Origin of the sequence: Flavobacterium endoglycinae, from assembly GCF_017352115.1 — a bacterium.
Lineage (GTDB): Bacteria > Bacteroidota > Bacteroidia > Flavobacteriales > Flavobacteriaceae > Flavobacterium > Flavobacterium endoglycinae.
This window is the reverse complement of record NZ_CP071448.1, coordinates 3,637,745-3,654,557: the sequence shown is the minus strand read 5'-3', so window position 1 is coordinate 3,654,557 and position 16,813 is coordinate 3,637,745. Positions and strand designations below refer to the sequence as shown.

The 16,813-nt window shown below is 33.8% G+C and carries 15 protein-coding genes; 11 read left to right on the top strand and 4 right to left on the bottom strand.

Translation table 11 applies throughout. The features are described from left to right. Nucleotides 1-21: 21 nt before the first annotated feature. On the bottom strand, nucleotides 22-1,203 hold the full coding sequence (locus J0383_RS16285) for an outer membrane protein assembly factor (protein WP_239023086.1): 1,182 nt from the start codon (nucleotides 1,201-1,203) through the stop codon (nucleotides 22-24). Between the two features lie 116 nt (nucleotides 1,204-1,319). Between J0383_RS16285 and J0383_RS16280 the strand changes: the two genes are divergently transcribed. Continuing rightward, entirely contained in the window at nucleotides 1,320-1,901 is a 582-nt protein-coding gene (locus J0383_RS16280; RefSeq protein WP_207295040.1) for a hypothetical protein, read from the top strand. Nucleotides 1,902-2,073: 172 nt separating this feature from the next. Here the strand turns inward: J0383_RS16280 and J0383_RS16275 are convergent, their stop codons facing one another. Next, entirely contained in the window at nucleotides 2,074-3,261 is a 1,188-nt protein-coding gene (locus J0383_RS16275; RefSeq protein ID WP_207295039.1) for a DUF5009 domain-containing protein, read from the bottom strand. Nucleotides 3,262-3,386: 125 nt separating this feature from the next. Here J0383_RS16275 and J0383_RS16270 point away from each other — a divergent pair, with 125 nt between their 5' ends. Beyond that, nucleotides 3,387-4,124 carry a tyrosine-protein phosphatase gene (locus tag J0383_RS16270; RefSeq protein ID WP_207295038.1) on the top strand — a complete coding sequence of 246 codons (738 nt, stop codon included), beginning with the start codon at nucleotides 3,387-3,389 and terminating at the stop codon, nucleotides 4,122-4,124. A 3-nt stretch (nucleotides 4,125-4,127) separates the two neighbouring features. On the opposite strand, the gene J0383_RS16265 is transcribed toward J0383_RS16270, so the two are convergent. Continuing rightward, the gene (locus J0383_RS16265) at nucleotides 4,128-5,540 is read right to left on the bottom strand and encodes an undecaprenyl-phosphate glucose phosphotransferase (RefSeq protein WP_207295037.1); all 1,413 of its coding nucleotides are present in this window, start codon (nucleotides 5,538-5,540) and stop codon (nucleotides 4,128-4,130) included. Between the two features lie 131 nt (nucleotides 5,541-5,671). On the opposite strand from J0383_RS16265, the gene J0383_RS16260 reads away from it, so the two are divergent. The 5 genes from J0383_RS16260 (at nucleotide 5,672) to J0383_RS16240 (ending at nucleotide 10,491) form a co-directional block, all read left to right on the top strand. Further along, nucleotides 5,672-6,637, top strand: coding sequence for a T9SS C-terminal target domain-containing protein (locus J0383_RS16260; RefSeq protein WP_207295036.1), 966 nt, complete (start codon nucleotides 5,672-5,674; stop codon nucleotides 6,635-6,637). Between the two features lie 92 nt (nucleotides 6,638-6,729). Next, nucleotides 6,730-8,592, top strand: coding sequence for an ABC-F family ATP-binding cassette domain-containing protein (locus tag J0383_RS16255; protein WP_207295035.1), 1,863 nt, complete (start codon nucleotides 6,730-6,732; stop codon nucleotides 8,590-8,592). A 107-nt stretch (nucleotides 8,593-8,699) separates the two neighbouring features. Next, nucleotides 8,700-9,071: a four helix bundle protein gene (locus tag J0383_RS16250; RefSeq protein ID WP_207295034.1), complete on the top strand. Its 372-nt coding sequence runs from the start codon at nucleotides 8,700-8,702 to the stop codon at nucleotides 9,069-9,071. Nucleotides 9,072-9,228: 157 nt separating this feature from the next. After that, a complete protein-coding gene (locus J0383_RS16245; RefSeq protein WP_207295033.1) occupies nucleotides 9,229-9,693 on the top strand; it encodes an FKBP-type peptidyl-prolyl cis-trans isomerase in 465 nt (154 codons plus the stop codon). 18 nt (nucleotides 9,694-9,711) lie between these two features. Continuing rightward, nucleotides 9,712-10,491 carry an O-methyltransferase gene (locus tag J0383_RS16240; protein ID WP_207295032.1) on the top strand — a complete coding sequence of 260 codons (780 nt, stop codon included), beginning with the start codon at nucleotides 9,712-9,714 and terminating at the stop codon, nucleotides 10,489-10,491. 55 nt (nucleotides 10,492-10,546) lie between these two features. Here J0383_RS16240 and J0383_RS16235 read toward each other — a convergent pair whose 3' ends face one another. Then, complete coding sequence (locus J0383_RS16235) at nucleotides 10,547-11,206, bottom strand: DUF6565 domain-containing protein (RefSeq protein WP_207295031.1); 660 nt, start codon at nucleotides 11,204-11,206, stop codon at nucleotides 10,547-10,549. Between the two features lie 292 nt (nucleotides 11,207-11,498). On the opposite strand from J0383_RS16235, the gene J0383_RS16230 reads away from it, so the two are divergent. The 4 genes from J0383_RS16230 (at nucleotide 11,499) to secA (ending at nucleotide 16,748) form a co-directional block, all read left to right on the top strand. After that, nucleotides 11,499-12,185 (top strand): ABC transporter ATP-binding protein, encoded by a 687-nt coding sequence (locus J0383_RS16230; RefSeq protein ID WP_207295030.1) that lies wholly within the window; start codon nucleotides 11,499-11,501, stop codon nucleotides 12,183-12,185. A gap of 101 nt (nucleotides 12,186-12,286) precedes the next feature. Next, nucleotides 12,287-12,856: a cob(I)yrinic acid a,c-diamide adenosyltransferase gene (locus J0383_RS16225; RefSeq protein WP_207295029.1), complete on the top strand. Its 570-nt coding sequence runs from the start codon at nucleotides 12,287-12,289 to the stop codon at nucleotides 12,854-12,856. 241 nt (nucleotides 12,857-13,097) lie between these two features. Next, nucleotides 13,098-13,319, top strand: coding sequence for a DUF2795 domain-containing protein (locus tag J0383_RS16220; protein ID WP_007138072.1), 222 nt, complete (start codon nucleotides 13,098-13,100; stop codon nucleotides 13,317-13,319). A gap of 87 nt (nucleotides 13,320-13,406) precedes the next feature. Beyond that, nucleotides 13,407-16,748: a preprotein translocase subunit SecA gene (gene secA, locus J0383_RS16215; protein WP_207295028.1), complete on the top strand. Its 3,342-nt coding sequence runs from the start codon at nucleotides 13,407-13,409 to the stop codon at nucleotides 16,746-16,748. The last annotated feature ends 65 nt before the right edge of the window (nucleotides 16,749-16,813 follow it).

Here is a 16,813-nt window from a genome sequence, read left to right as displayed (position 1 = left end):
GAAAATTGATTTTGGGGAAAGTTAGAAATTTTCGGCCAAACCTAATCGCAATGACCAGTCGTTTTTACTAATTCCGTAATCGAGTACTAAATTACTGTTGTTTTTCTTGTTCCATTTAATACGCAGTCCAGCGCCAGCAGCAGGATTCCATTTTTTAAAATCGTAGGTATCGAATTTAGAAACCGAAGAAATATTGGTAAAAAATACGGCTCCCCAAAAACCATTTCTGGAAATATCGGTCCGATATTCGGATTCAAAATAAATCAGAGCATTACTTCTAAATCTGTTTCGGGTAAAACCTCGGCCTGTTTTTCCTTCTCTGTCCCAGCCAATACTCGGCAGATCTAAATAATGTGGTTTTCCTCCAAAAGTTGACCAGTAAAAGGCTCTGTAAGCTAAAACTCTGTGCTTGTATTTATGAAAAGAATGGTATTTTCGGGCATCAATATAAATAGAATTCCATTTTTTACCTTCAATACCGCTGGTATTTATACGGTAATCGGCTTCTATATACATTCCTTGTTCTGGATTTACATTGTTTTCGCGCGAATCGTAAAGTCCTTGAATCGCGATTCCAAAGGAGTTTTCATCTGAAAAATCCCCATTCATATATTTATAATAATCTGTTTCATCTTCTATGTATGATTTCTCAGAAATATTTTGATAATTATCCAGCAGCAATCCCAATCCGCCTCTAAAATTTCCAAAAATTCTTCGGGTTGCAAATTGATAAAACCGCCATTGCTGATAATCGAGTGTCGACATTTTTTCATCAGTATTATGTCCGCCTAAGCCATACGTATCTTGCGGATAAATCATAAATCTATAATCGCCTGTAAAATTCCAATTATTGTCTTTTGTATAAATATACGATTGAATGGGAAAAACATATTGCTTGGTAAAACTAAAATAAGGCGAAAAAGTAATCTGCGACATTTTGGTCGTTTTGCTGTCTCCGAGATAAAATGTTGTTAAAAAGGAAACGACCAAACCGGTACTTTTATTAGCATCAACGGGAATAGGAAGCAGTGAAAAAGCTATTTTCTTATCTGTATTTTGTCTGATTGAATCATTTTTATGGAAAAGTTTAAGCAGAACATCTAAAATATCTTTATTGTTGTTTGAAATAGAATCGTTTTGGCAATAGCAAAAATGCACTTGAAAAAAGAAAAACAAACCCAGTATCAATTTTACATTTTTCATACCGCAACTTTTTCAAAAACAACACCTTACAAATTTAAAATTTTATTCAGAATAGTCATCTTATTTTCACAAAGAATAAAAAGAAATCTTATTTTTGAAATAGAACAGGAAATTTTATGAAAAGCAGCATAGCAATTATCAGTTTATTTTTGTCATCCATTTTATATGTAGTAATGGGTTTTGCTTTCTCAGAAGAAAAAACAAAATCTAGAATTGATTTAGTAAAAACCTCAACGTGGTTTATTGCCGGTCCGGTTAATGAAACCCAAGAAACTATAAATGCTATTCGGAAAGAAAAAGGAATTGTACGTGTTACTGCAAAAGAAAATCCGATTGGAGAAATCGAATTAAATGTCATGATTACCGAATCTGATTCAAATGACGGCGCACCTACAAACCTCTCGCAAAATTCAAAATATGTGAGTATCACTTACAAATCAAATCAGCTGATTAAATTGCAGGCACGCGAAGGAAATGCTGAGGGAACTGGATGTGTTCATGGCGGTTCGCATCCAAGAGTTGACTTACCTATTTCTGAAAAATTCACGACTATAAAAATTCCGTGGACAAATTTTAGGCAAGATGGCAATCCAAACGGAAAGCTCTTAAATGTTCATAATTTGTGTAAGTTCAATTTTGTGAATTACAATCCAAGTTCTGGAGCGATTTTAGAGATAAAGTCAGTTATTATTGAATAGTGTATTCCTTTATTATTTACCGCAAAGCACGCTAAGTTTTAATAAGCGAGATTCTATAAAACACAAAGTTCGCAAAGCTATTTATTGATTAAGCTTTGCGAACTTTGCGCTTTTTTGTGCCGCGCCTTTACTATTTGCGTACTTTGCGGTTAATTTTTTTTATTCAAGAAAATTATAAATGCAATTGAATTTTAAATCTGTTAAAAATCCTCATGACATACAGCATGATAATAGAAAACAGCAGTGACCAGATAATTCCTGGAACTCCTACTCTAAAATAGCCCGGAATAATATGAAGGTTTAAAGCTTTACAGAAATAATAAATAACTCCTGGCAGGATATAAATCAATAATGGATTAGCTGCAGCTGGCATGAAAAATTCGCTCCACTTAGTTTTCTTTTTGATTTCCATGAGCCAGAAAAGAAAGTAAAATAAAATAGTACAAATTCCGGCAGAAATCATTGTCCATGATGGCGTACCATGTATTTTAGAAATTCCGTAGTACGGACGAAGCGAAAATCCAACAACAAAAAATAATACTATAAATAATATTACAGGCCAATTTATTTTAGCTTCGACTTTTCGGTCAAAAAACAATAATGAAATTACAACTCCAGCGGTTACTAATGAAGTATGAGTTAAATGTCCTACAATAAACCCAAGCCATTCCGGCAAATGAATATCTTTGGTTAAATGAATCGAATTTGCAGCGACACAAACTACCAAAAAAGCAATCATTGCCCATAATCTGCCAGAAACCAGCCAATAATAAATAACCGAAATAAGATACGCCCAGCCAATCAGCCCTAAAATTCCCCACCATTGCGGCGTGATTCCAACTTTGCCTGTTCCTTCTTGAACATATAAAAAATAAAGAGCAATTAAAACCAGCATTCCGCCGTATTGAAGTACATATTTTAAACCCGCTGAAAAATCTTTAGGATATTTATTCCAGATAGGAATTGGCATGGCATACGCCAAGAGTCCCCAGACTGCAGGTGTAATGATCATTTTTGAAGCATCAAAACCTTCACTTGAATTAACCATATAAACACCAATAATGATTAATGCTAAAGCACGTTTGAGGGTATGTGTCCAGATGGTTTTTGGAGGGTCACCTTTTATCAAACGGGCATTGAAAGCAAACGGAATCGACATTCCGACAATAAATAAAAAAGCAGGAAAAACTAAATCGACAAAGGTCATCGCATCGGCATCGGCAGGCATGTGTCTCATCCATTGTGGTACATCTTGAATACTTGCAAGTTCGTTTACAAATATCATTACAAAAATGGTAATTCCGCGCAAAGCGTCAATCGAAATAATCCTTTGATTATACAAATTCTCTTTAATTTTCATAAAATATTACTTTTTTATCAAATATAGCATAATTCTAAAATGGGTTACATGGTTACATTATTTTATTTTGCATTAATCTGTTCTTGCATAGATAAAAACGGTATCATTTTTTTACTTTTGCGCCCATGTTATCATTTTTCAAATCCAAACCTTATTTAAAAGATCTTTTAGCCGGAGACTTTGTTGATATTCACTCGCATTTACTGCCGGGAATAGACGACGGCGCAAAAACGATTAAAAAAACTGTAAAACTGGCAAAAGCTTTTGAGGATTTGGGAATTTCTCAGTTTGTAACCACACCACACATTAATCATTATGTTTGGAATAATTCTGAAGAAGGCATTGCAGCAAAATACAATGAAACTAAACTTTTATTAAAAGAAGAAAACAGCACACCAATATTCAAAGCTGCTGCCGAATATTTTATGGACGATTGGTTTGAGAATCATTTAAAAGAAGGAAAACTGCTGACTTTAAAAGATAATTACGTGTTGGTTGAAATATCGTATTTAAGCGCGCCATTCAACCTTTATAAAATGATTTTTGATATTCAGCTTGCAGGATACAAACCTGTTTTGGCACATCCTGAAAGATATGTTTATTTTCATAAAAACTTTGGTGAGTACGAAAACCTCAAGAAATCCGGTTGTTTGTTTCAGTTAAATTTATTGGCTGTAATGGGATATTATGGAAGTGAAATCACTAAAACGTCTGAACTTTTATTGAAAAAAGGAATGTATGATTTCGCGGGAACAGATGTTCACCACGGAAAACACATCGAATCGCTGCATCAAAAAATAAAAATTGATTCTTCAGTACAGCTGAAAGAAGTTATAACCAACAATCAGTTTTTTAAATTTTAAAAACTAATACGCGTTTTCTTCACCTTTTAGAACATTGATTATCGTTCTAATGATAATTTTAATATCGAGAAGTAAACTCCAATTTTCGATATACCAAATATCGTATTCGACTCTGTTTTCCATATCGACAAGCTCTTTTGTTTCTCCGCGGTAACCATTTACCTGCGCCCAGCCTGTTATTCCAGGTTTTGCAAACTGACGCACTAAATAATGATTAATCAATTCGCTGTATTCTTTGGCAAGATTGATCATGTGCGGACGAGGGCCAACAACCGACATATCTCCCCAGAAAACATTGAAAAACTGAGGCAGTTCGTCAATACTGGTTTTACGGATAAAAGCCCCAAATTTCGTTATACGACTATCTCCTTTTCCTGCCTGTTTATTATGAGCCAGATCGTTAACGTACATACTTCTAAATTTCAAACATAAAAATTCGCGATTGTCACGTCCTGAACGTTTTTGTCTAAAAAATACAGGTCCAGGCGATTCGATTTTAATAATGAGCATTACGATAGGAAATAACCAAGGAAATATCAGCAGAATTACAAGACCCGAAAAACACACATCAAATGCTTTTTTGATCAATCTGTTTATTGAAGATTCTAAAGGTTCTGGACGAAACATTAATACGGGAGTATTTTCATAGAAGGTAATTTCGACTTTACTTGATTTAGTATACAACTGGAAATCAGGTATAAATTTAATTCTTACCATGTTTTGTTCGCATACTTTAATCAATTCATTTATAACCTCAACCTGATCGATATGAAGTGCAATGTACATTTCTTCGACACCTTCTTTGACTATAAACTCTTGAATTTTATCAAAACCTCCCAGAATTTCTTCTGAAAAAGATGGATCAGGATTTCCGTCGAAAAAACCTAAAAACCGATACCCATATGTTAGATCTTTGGCTAAGATTTTTTTCATTCTTTCGCCGGTTTCATTAGCGCCTACAACTATAAATTTCCTAAAATTATACCCTTTTGCTCTTATTTCTTTTAGCAGTTTCATTGAAATGTAACGCGAAACGAGCAATATAGCGAAAAAGAAAAGATAGAAAAAAAGCAGACGAAGTCGGGAAATATCGGCGAACTTAAGGTAAACGACAAAAATCGAAATTACCGAAGCATGAATAATCAGTTTTCTGGTTGTACGTTTTACAATAGATTCGATACGTTCGATACGGATCATACGATAGGAATCATTATTAAGAAGAAGACCAATCCAAACGAGATTTGCCAGCAAAGAAACCGTTTTTTCTTCTTTTATAAAAAGCTCATCCAGAGTTCCAAATCTGGCCAGAGCCGAAAGAATTATGGCAGTATTCAACAAAACAATATCCCAGCAGACAAACAAAAGTTTGAAATAACGGGACATTCTAAAACGTGATAACTCTTCTAATATCTTCATATATTGGAAAACTGAATCTGGGGGTAAACTTGTAGCTGCAAAATAACATTTTAATTATATTAATAATCCTATTTTTTTTTCTATTCTTTAAAAATTTACTTTTATATTAACGTAAACTTAAAATCAAGACAGTGAACAGGTTTATTTTATTCGTTTTTTTCAGTTGTTTCAGTGCTTATACACAAAATTCTGGCTGTACAGATTCTTTGGCAAAAAACTACAATTCTGCAGCAATCGAAAATGACGGAAGTTGTACCTACGAAAACTTAAAAATAAAACCAGAATATTCGATAAAGTTAAGTGATTCTATAAAAGAAACATCTGGTTTAATTGCGTTTAACAATTTGCTTTGGACACATAATGACGATCACGACAAAACAATTTACGGCTTAGATTCTTTAGGAAAAATCAAAAAGAAAATTGTTCTAGAACAAGTAACCAACCATGACTGGGAAGAAATATCGCAAGACAGTTTACATTTGTACATTGGCGATTTTGGAAATAATTACACTGGAAGCCGAACTGATCTTCATATTTTAAAAATCGATAAAAATTCTTTTTTTACCCAAAATCCAATTATTGAAACCATCTCTTTCAGCTATTCGGATCAAACAGATTTATCTTCACAAAAACCAAATACCACCAATTTTGACTGTGAAGCTTTTATTGTTTCAAGAGATAGTATTTATTTGTTTACCAAACAGTGGACTTCTTCAAAAACTAACATTTATGTGCTGCCTAAACAGTCTGGAAATCACATTGCACAATTGAAAGGCACAATTGATACAAAAGGTTTAGTGACAGGCGCCGTTTATGTAGAAGATAAAAAACTTGTTGTCCTCTGCGGATATTCAAAAGTTGGAAAATCATTTCTGTATCTTTTATATGATTTCAAAAACTCTGATTTCACTTCGGGAAACCAACGCCGAATTGATTTAAAACTGCCTTTTCATCAAATAGAAGGAATTACAACCAAAGACGGAATTCATTATTTTATTACAAACGAATCACTCGTTCGCAAACCTATTATAAACACGCCGCAGCAAATGCATTATTTAGATTTGGGTTCGGTACTCAATTCGTATCTCCATAAATAATTCGTAAATCGTAAGATAATAGTTTACTTTTGCAGAAAGTTATGTTTTTAGAAACCTTCATAACTCACAATTTATAACTTATAATTACAACAGTGAATTACTTATCTGTAGAAAATATATCGAAGTCATTTGGAGAAAGAGTCCTTTTTGACAACATTTCGTTTGGAATCAACAAAGACCAAAAAATTGCTTTTATTGCCAAAAATGGTTCTGGTAAAACCACTATTATGAGTATTATTAATGGTTTGGAAGAGCCAGATACTGGACAAGTGGTTTTGCGAAAAGGAATCAGAATGGCATTTCTTTCTCAAGATAATAACCTGCAAGATGAACTTACGATTGAAGAAAGTATTTTCGCATCAGACAATGAAACACTGAAGGTAATTGAAGCTTACGAAAAAGCACTCGAAAACCCAAATGACGAAGAAGCGTATCAAAAAGCTTTTGATGCCATGGATCAGCACAATGCGTGGGATTTCGAAACGCAGTACAAACAGATTTTATTCAAACTAAAATTGGAAGATTTTAAACTAAAAGTAAAAAATCTTTCAGGAGGACAAAAAAAGCGTCTTTCATTGGCCATAATCTTAATTAATCGACCAGATTTATTGATTTTGGATGAGCCAACCAACCATTTAGATCTTGAAATGATCGAATGGCTGGAAAGTTATTTTGCAAAAGAAAACATTACGTTGTTTATGGTAACGCACGACCGTTTCTTTTTGGAACGTGTGTGTAATGAAATTATCGAATTAGACAACGGAAAATTATACCAATACAAAGGAAATTACTCGTATTACTTACAGAAAAAAGAAGAAAGAATTACTTCTGAAAATGCGAGTATTGACAAAGCCAAAAACCTTTTTGTAAAAGAATTAGAATGGATGCGCCGCCAGCCGAAAGCGCGAACAACCAAATCTAAATCACGTCAGGACGATTTTTACATTATTAAGGAAAAAGCACAAAGCCGACGTAAAGAAAACAAAGTCGAGCTTGAAATTAATATGGAAAGAATGGGAAGCAAAATTATCGAGCTTCACAAACTTTCTAAAAAATTCAAAGACCGAGTTATTCTCGACAACTTCAGTTTTGATTTCCAGCGCGGCGAAAGAATCGGGATTATTGGTAAAAACGGAACCGGTAAATCGACTTTCTTAAACTTGCTTACAGGCACAATTCCGCCAGACAGCGGACGTGTTGTAAAAGGCGATACTATAAAAGTTGGCTATTACACGCAATCTGGAATTAATCCAAAACCGGGTCAGCGAGTTATTGATATTATTAAAGAATACGGCGAATACATTCCGCTGACAAAAGGAAAGATTATTTCGGCTTCGCAATTATTGGAACGTTTCCTTTTTGATGCCAAAAAACAATACGATTATGTCGAAAAATTAAGCGGTGGAGAATTAAAACGTTTGTATTTATGTACCGTTTTAATTCAAAATCCGAACTTCTTGATTCTCGATGAGCCTACAAACGATTTGGACATTGTAACTTTAAACGTTTTGGAAAGTTTCTTATTAGATTATCCGGGCTGTTTATTGGTGGTTTCTCACGATCGCTATTTTATGGATAAAATTGTCGATCATTTATTTGTTTTTAGAGGACAAGGCGAAATCGAAAACTTCCCAGGAAACTATTCTGATTTCCGTGCTTACGAAGACAGCGCAGATGTTACTCAAAAAGAAGAAAACAAAGCTGAGAAAAAAGACTGGAAACAAAATAACCCAACCGGAAATCTAAGCTTTAACGAACAGAAAGAATATCAAAAAATCGAACGCGAAATCAAAGATTTAGAAATCGAAAAAGCCAAAATCGAACAGCTTTTCTCTGATGGAAAAGTTGCTGATGCTGATATCGAGAAAAAAGCCAACGAACTTCAAAACATAATCAATAAAATTGAAGCAAAAGAAGAAAGATGGTTTGAGCTTTCTGCAAAAATTGAAGGATAGTTTTAGTTTTCAGTCTCAGTTTTCAGTTTTCAGTTTTCAGTCTCAGTTTTTCTTTAAAAAAGTAAACATTTTCTTTCTTTTTTATTATTCTTGTAGAAAAATAGAAAATGGATTTTAAAGATTTATTGGCTTACAAAAAATCATTTGAACTGGCAATGGACATTTTTGAGATTTCGAAAACTTTTCCAAAAGAAGAAACCTATTCATTAACTGATCAAATTCGTCGTTCATCAAGAAGCGTTACAGCAAACATAGCAGAATCATACAGAAAAAGAAGATACATAAATCATTTTATAAGCAAACTGACTGATAGCGATGCTGAAAATTCAGAAACCAATACTTGGCTTGAATTTTCTTTAAAATGCAAATACATAAATCAGGAATTATTTGACCATTTGAATAAAAAAAGCATTGAAGTTGGAAAGCTAATTAATTACATGATCAATAATCCAAGTAAATTCGGCTGCCAAACAAAGTAGAAAACCAAAACTAAGACTGCGACCGAAACCGAGACTGAAAACTGAGACTGAAAACTGAGACTGAAAACTGAGACTGAAAACTGAAAACTGAGACTCAAACCGAAAACCAAGACTGAAAAATATTTTTATATAAATTAGCGATTTAAAACCCTAAAAAATGAAACACCTTTTATCAGCATTACTTACATTAACACTTTTCATTTCTTGCTCTAAAGATAAAGACGAAGTAAAAGATTATACTGCTCAAAACGAAAAAGAGATCACAGATTATCTGGCACAAAATAACTTAACTGCAACAAGAACTGATTCTGGTTTGTATTATATTATTGAAGAAGAAGGTGATGCTGAAGGAGAAACTCCATTAGCAACCTCAAATGTAACAGTTGCTTATAAAGGATATTATACGAACGGAAATGTTTTTGACCAAAGTGATGAACAAGGAGTTGCATTTAGTTTGACTCAAGTAATTCAAGGATGGAAAGAAGGTATTCCTCATTTTAAAGAAGGCGGGAAAGGCAAACTTTTAGTCCCTGCTCATTTAGGGTACGGGAGTAAAGATTACCAAAGCATACCAGGCGGATCTGTACTTATATTTGATATAAAACTAATTTCGGTTAATTAAGATTTTTTCAAATTCAGAATGCTGTTTCAAATTCAATCTTATCTAAAATTTCTTTGGGAATCTAAAAACGAACACGGAGTTCACTCTCCTTTTGTCTTTAGTTTACTCACCAAATGTTTTTACGATAAAAAGCCAAAACCCGAATATCAAATTCTAAAAAATTACAGAAAGTCACTTTTAGAAAATAACAATTTTATTGAAGTAACTGATTTTGGAGCTGGTTCTAAAGTCTTTAAATCAAACCGAAGACAAATTTCTAAAATTGCACAAACTGCAGGAATTTCACCAAAACGAGCCGAATTATTATTTAGAGTTACGCGTTATTTTAAACCTGAAAACATTCTTGAAATAGGAACTTCATTAGGATTAGCAACTTCGGCCTTAGCTTTAGGAAATACAGATGCCAATGTTATTACGATTGAAGGATGTCCTCAAACTGGAGGAACAGCCAGAAATCAATTGGATAAATTCGATTGTAAAAACGTTGAAAGTATAATTTCGGAATTTGAATCATTTTTAATTTATGAAAATCTAAATTCTAAAAACTTCGACTTAATATATTTCGATGGTAATCATTCAAAAAAAGCAACTTTGACATATTTTGAAGTATTGCTTCCAACAATAAACAACGATTCGGTTTGGATTTTTGATGATATTCATTGGTCGCCAGAAATGGAAGAAGCTTGGAAAACCATAAAAGAACATCCAAGAGTAAAAGTGACAATAGACACTTTTCAATGGGGATTTGTATTTTTTAGATACGAACAACCAAAAGAACATTTTATAATTCGAGCATAAAAAAAGACGACCATTTCTGATCGTCTTTTTTTATCTAATTCAAAATTCTAAAAAACTATTTTTTAGCTTCTTTGTTTTCTTCAGATTTTGCCCCCATTCTGTTTACAGTATACATAGGTGCAAATTTAATTTTCAAACCAGCGATTTTTCGGTTATCTTCTGATGTTAGACCTTCTTTTTCAACTGTATTTTTACGGCTGTCAAGTGCTTCATACATCAATTTAACCTCATCCCAGTCTTCTCTTGAATATTTATCTTTATTATCTTCTACAGTGTGAACGAACTGCTGATAAACGCTGTGAATATTTTTAGCATTTACCCAGTCAAAGTTCATATCATCACCTATTTTTCCTGCTCCAAATAAGGCATCTCTTAATTGCTGTTTCGGACTTGGAGCCGGTGGGGCAAATTGGGTGGCCATTTGATTTCTAAATTCTTCGTATTTAATTTTACTTGCATTAATTTTTTCGGTCGCTGCCGAATTATCTTTTAGGTCTGCTAAAGCTGCCTGAGCCTCTTGAGATTTTCTGTCATACTCTGCTTCTACAGTTTTCCAATTTTCTTTCAAATCAGCAGCAGCTACATTCTTAACAGAATCTACGTAGGTTACATATGAGTCTACAGTTTTTTGTGCTTTTTCTTGTTTCTCATCTTTACATGATGCAAAACCTAAGGCAATTAATGCAATTCCTAATCCTAATTTAATATTTTTCATAATGTTGAGTATTTAATATTGATTAATCAAATTTACTCAACAACAAACGTAAAAAAATTACATTATTGACACATTTTTAGAATTAAAAACATTTTAAAACTATAAAACACATAAAATAATGACTATTATGCAAAACAAATCAAAAAAGATATAACAATTTAAAACTTTAAAAAACATATTATTTTAAATGTTATCTCTTAAAAAAGCTTTTGTAACAAAATCCAATTCTCAACTACTTATCATTTTTATTGAAAAGTGTTTCGTACTTTTAAATCCAAAATTGTAAAACCAAATGGCAGATCCATTAATTAAAATAACTGACATAAGACGAAATTTTATTCTGGGGAATGAAACAGTTTATGTTCTAAAAGGAATTAATTTACAAATCAATAAAGGAGAATATGTTGCTTTAATGGGACCTTCTGGATCTGGAAAATCGACTTTAATGAACCTTTTAGGCTGTTTAGACACCCCAACTTCTGGGCGTTACATTTTAAACGGAAAAGATGTCAGCCAAATGAAAGACGATGAACTAGCCGAAATTAGAAATAAGGAAATTGGTTTCGTTTTCCAGACCTTTAATCTTTTACCTAGAACCACAGCCCTAGATAATGTCGCCTTACCTATGATTTATGCCGGTTACGGAAAATCAGATCGAATCGCACGCGCTACAGAAGTTCTAAAACAAGTAAACCTTGCCGATAGAATGGATCATCAGCCAAATCAGCTTTCTGGAGGACAGCGCCAGCGTGTTGCTGTTGCCCGTGCTTTGGTCAACAAACCGTCAATTATTTTAGCCGATGAGCCAACAGGAAACCTAGACAGTAAAACATCTGTAGAAATCATGAAACTTTTCGGAGATATTCACGCACAAGGAAATACTGTAATACTAGTAACCCACGAAGAAGATATTGCAGCATATGCACATCGCGTTATTCGTTTAAGAGATGGTTTAATTGAAAGCGACACGAGTAAATAATTTTAGATTTCTGATTTTAGACTTTAGATTAATTTCTAAATCTAAAATTATAGACAACAACATTTCAATCTAAAATCAGAAATCTACAATCTTAAATCACAATGAAAGTATACACCAAAACAGGCGACAAAGGAACAACAGCTCTTTTTGGAGGAACCCGTGTTCCAAAAGACCATATTCGAATTGACAGTTACGGAACTGTTGATGAACTAAATTCATATATAGGATTAATCCGCGATCAGGAAATAGATTCACATTATAAAACCATTTTAATAGAAATTCAGGATAGACTCTTTACAGTGGGTGCCATTTTGGCAACGCCGCCGGAAAAAGAAGTTTTAAAAAATGGTAAACTTAGATTAGAAAATCTCGGAATAATTGATTCAGATATCGAACTGCTCGAAAACGAAATAGATAAAATGGAAGAAAGTCTTCCACAAATGACTCATTTTGTTTTACCTGGCGGTCATCCTACCGTGTCACATTGTCATATTGCACGTTGTATTTGCCGTCGAGCAGAACGTTTAGCCGTGCATTTAAGCCACAATGAGCATGTTCCAGAAATCGCAATCATGTACTTAAACCGACTTTCTGACTACCTTTTTGTCTTGGCACGAAAGTTGTCCTTTGACCTAAAAGCGGAGGAAGTGAAATGGATTCCTAGAAAGTAAAAGCTTTCTTAAAATTTCAATTTTTTTAAATCCCAAATTCCAAGAAAAATTAATAATTCTTTGAATTTAAATTTTACATAAAAGCTTTAAAACAGGATGTTTTAAACTCCTTTTTAGGAATTTGAAATTTAAAAAATAGGGATTTAATAATTGACGTTCTTAAATTTTATTAAAATAAATCAAATTTTACTTGTCTTTTTCAGTAAAAAATTTATTTTTGCACAAACTAAATAGATAACAGATGTATTGGACATTAGAATTAGCATCTTATTTAAGTGATGCGCCATGGCCTGCTAACAAAGACGAACTTATAGACTACGCTATTAGAGCAGGTGCTCCATTAGAAGTAGTAGAAAACCTTCAGTCAATCGAAGATGAAGGAGAGATATATGAATCAATGGAAGAAATTTGGCCTGATTATCCAACAGACGAAGATTATCTTTGGAATGAGGATGAATATTAAAAAAATAAACCAAATGAAAAAGTCTCATCACAGAGGCTTTTTTTTTGGTTCAAATTAATTATATAAAATAAAGAAATACAATAAATTATGAGTTTCATAAACAGCATCATCAAAGTCTTTGTAGGTGATAAATCCGAAAAAGACGTCAAAGCTTTACAACCATATTTAAACAAAATTAAAGCGTTCGAAATTCCTTTAATGGAATTGTCTAATGACGAATTAAGAGGAAGAACCGTTTATTTTAAAGATAGAATTAAAGAAGCAAGAGCAGAGAAAGATGCTAAAATTGCTTCGCTTAAAGCTGAAGTTGAAAATATTGAGGATATCGACAAAAGAGAAGATATTTATGATGCAATAGACGCTCTTGAAAAAGAAGCTTATGAAATCTCTGAAAAAACTTTATTAGAAATTCTTCCTGAAGCATTTTCGGTTGTAAAAGAAACAGCACGTCGTTTCAAAGAAAACTCTCATATAGAAGTTACTGCGACTGCAAAAGACCGCGAATTCTCAGCTGCAAAATCATACATTACTATTGAAGGCGACAAAGCAATCTGGGCTAACAAATGGAATGCTGCCGGAAAAGATATCACCTGGGACATGATTCATTATGATGTTCAGTTAATTGGTGGTATGGTATTACACGAAGGTAAAGTTGCCGAAATGCAAACGGGAGAAGGTAAAACTTTGGTGGCTACCCTTCCACTTTACTTAAACGCTTTGACAGGAAACGGAGTTCACTTAGTAACAGTAAACGACTACTTAGCAAAACGTGACAGCACATGGAAAGCACCTTTATTCGAATTCCACGGTTTATCTGTAGATTGTATCGATAACCACCAGCCAAGTACAGAAGCTAGAAAAAAAGCCTACGATGCCGATATTACTTACGGAACCAACAACGAGTTTGGTTTTGACTACTTAAGAGATAACATGGCACATTCGCCAAGCGATTTAGTGCAGAGAAAACACAATTTTGCCATTGTCGACGAGGTTGACTCTGTATTAATTGATGATGCTAGAACACCGCTTATCATTTCTGGACCAGTTCCTCAAGGAGATCGTCACGAATTCAACGAATTGAAACCAAAAATCGAAAACTTAGTTGCACAACAACGCCAGTTAGCGAATGGTTTCTTAGCTGAAGCTAAAAAATTAATCAAAGAAGGTAATACTAAAGAAGGTGGTTTCTTATTATTAAGAGCTTACAGAAGTTTACCTAAAAATAAAGCATTAATTAAATTTTTAAGTGAAGAAGGAATTAAACAATTGCTTCAAAAAACTGAAAATCAATACATGCAGGATAACAATCGCGAAATGCACAAAGTAGACGAAGCTTTGTATTTTGTGATTGAAGAAAAAAACAATCAAGTAGAATTGACAGATAATGGTATTAAATACCTTTCTGGCGATACTGATGCGGATTTCTTTATTTTACCAGACATTGGAACAGAAATCGCAGCTATCGAAAAACAAAAACTTGACAAAGATGCTGAAGCTGAAGCCAAAGAAAGATTATTTCAAGATTTTGGTGTAAAAAGCGAGCGTATCCACACTCTTACTCAGCTTTTAAAAGCGTATGCTTTATTTGAAAAAGACGTAGAGTATGTTATCATGGACAACAAAATTATGATTGTCGATGAGCAAACAGGTCGTATCATGGATGGACGTCGTTACTCAGACGGTCTTCATCAAGCGATCGAAGCAAAAGAAAACGTAAAAATCGAAGCTGCAACTCAAACTTTTGCAACTGTAACATTACAGAATTATTTCAGAATGTACAGCAAATTAGCCGGTATGACGGGTACTGCTGTTACAGAAGCGGGTGAGTTATGGCAGATTTATAAATTGGATGTTGTTGAAATTCCAACAAACCGTCCAATTGCAAGACAAGACAAAGAAGATTACATCTACAAAACAACACGTGAAAAATTCAACGCGGTAATCGAAGATGTAACAGAATTATCAAAAGCTGGTAGACCAGTATTGATTGGAACAACTTCTGTAGAGATTTCGGAATTATTAAGCCGTATGCTTAAAATGAGAGGAATCACTCATAACGTATTGAACGCTAAAATGCATAAGCAAGAGGCACAAATCGTTGAAGAAGCTGGTAAAGCCGGAGTTGTAACCATAGCAACAAATATGGCCGGTCGTGGTACTGATATTAAATTATCTCCAGAAGTAAAAGCTGCGGGAGGTTTAGCAATCGTAGGTACTGAGCGTCACGATTCTCGTCGTGTAGACAGACAGTTACGTGGTCGTTCTGGTCGTCAGGGAGATCCAGGAAGTTCTCAATTTTATGTTTCTCTTGAAGATAACTTAATGCGTTTATTTGGTTCTGAAAGAGTTGCAAAAGTAATGGACAGAATGGGATTAAAAGAAGGTGAAGTTATTCAGCATTCTATGATGACTAAATCTATCGAACGTGCTCAGAAAAAAGTAGAAGAAAATAACTTTGGTGTTCGTAAACGTTTATTAGAGTATGATGATGTAATGAACTCTCAGCGTGAAGTAGTGTACAAACGCCGTCGTCACGCCTTATTTGGAGAGCGTTTAAAACTGGATATTGCCAACATGCTTTATGATACTTGCGAATTAATTGTAAGCAACAATAAAGTAGCCAATGACTTTAAAGGATTTGAATTTGATTTAATTCGTTATTTCGGAATCACATCTCCAATTTCAGAAGCTGATTTTGTAAAATTATCAGATATTGAAGTTACAGGAAAAGTATACAAAGAAGCTTTAGCATTCTACACTGAAAAAACAGAAAGAAGCGCAAGAGAAGCTTTCCCAATCATCAAAGGAGTTTACGAAGAGCCAAACAACCATTTCGAAAGAATTGTAGTTCCGTTTACAGACGGAATCAAAACTCTAAATGTGGTAACTGACTTGAAAAAAGCTTACGATAGCGAAGGAGCTCAATTAATTGCTGATTTCGAGAAAAACATCACACTTTCTATTGTGGATGAAGCTTGGAAAAAACACTTACGTAAAATGGACGAATTGAAACAATCTGTTCAATTAGCCGTTCACGAACAAAAAGATCCTTTGCTTATTTACAAATTAGAAGCTTTCAATTTGTTTAGAGGAATGCTGGATAACGTTAACAAAGAAGTTATTTCATTCTTATTCAAAGGTGATTTACCTGCTCAAAACGCTCCTGAAATTCACGAAGCAAGAGAAGTTCGTCAAAAAGAAAACTTACAATTAAGTAAAGACGAAATTCCAAACAGCGAAAGCATGAATCGTGAAGCTGGAGAAACACAACAGCGTCAGGTAACCGAAACGATCGTTAGAGATATGCCAAAAATCAATCGTAACGATACGGTAACGGTTCAAGAAGTAGCAACTGGTAAAACAGAAACTATGAAATTCAAAAAAGCAGAAAGCCTTATCGCTTCTGGAGCTTGGGTTTTAGTGAACTAATACATACGTTTTAATCTCAGTTTTCACTTAAACTGCAGAACGAACGACACTTAAATATCCCCGAT

Coding starts and splice junctions, on each gene's coding strand:
- J0383_RS16285 (WP_239023086.1), bottom strand. CDS start 1,203: ATGAAAAATGTAAAATTGATACTGGGTTTGTTTTTCTTTTTTCAAGTG.
- J0383_RS16280 (WP_207295040.1), top strand. CDS start 1,320: ATGAAAAGCAGCATAGCAATTATCAGTTTATTTTTGTCATCCATTTTA.
- J0383_RS16275 (WP_207295039.1), bottom strand. CDS start 3,261: ATGAAAATTAAAGAGAATTTGTATAATCAAAGGATTATTTCGATTGAC.
- J0383_RS16270 (WP_207295038.1), top strand. CDS start 3,387: ATGTTATCATTTTTCAAATCCAAACCTTATTTAAAAGATCTTTTAGCC.
- J0383_RS16265 (WP_207295037.1), bottom strand. CDS start 5,540: ATGAAGATATTAGAAGAGTTATCACGTTTTAGAATGTCCCGTTATTTC.
- J0383_RS16250 (WP_207295034.1), top strand. CDS start 8,700: ATGGATTTTAAAGATTTATTGGCTTACAAAAAATCATTTGAACTGGCA.
- J0383_RS16245 (WP_207295033.1), top strand. CDS start 9,229: ATGAAACACCTTTTATCAGCATTACTTACATTAACACTTTTCATTTCT.
- J0383_RS16240 (WP_207295032.1), top strand. CDS start 9,712: ATGCTGTTTCAAATTCAATCTTATCTAAAATTTCTTTGGGAATCTAAA.
- J0383_RS16235 (WP_207295031.1), bottom strand. CDS start 11,206: ATGAAAAATATTAAATTAGGATTAGGAATTGCATTAATTGCCTTAGGT.
- J0383_RS16230 (WP_207295030.1), top strand. CDS start 11,499: ATGGCAGATCCATTAATTAAAATAACTGACATAAGACGAAATTTTATT.
- J0383_RS16225 (WP_207295029.1), top strand. CDS start 12,287: ATGAAAGTATACACCAAAACAGGCGACAAAGGAACAACAGCTCTTTTT.
- J0383_RS16220 (WP_007138072.1), top strand. CDS start 13,098: ATGTATTGGACATTAGAATTAGCATCTTATTTAAGTGATGCGCCATGG.
- secA (WP_207295028.1), top strand. CDS start 13,407: ATGAGTTTCATAAACAGCATCATCAAAGTCTTTGTAGGTGATAAATCC.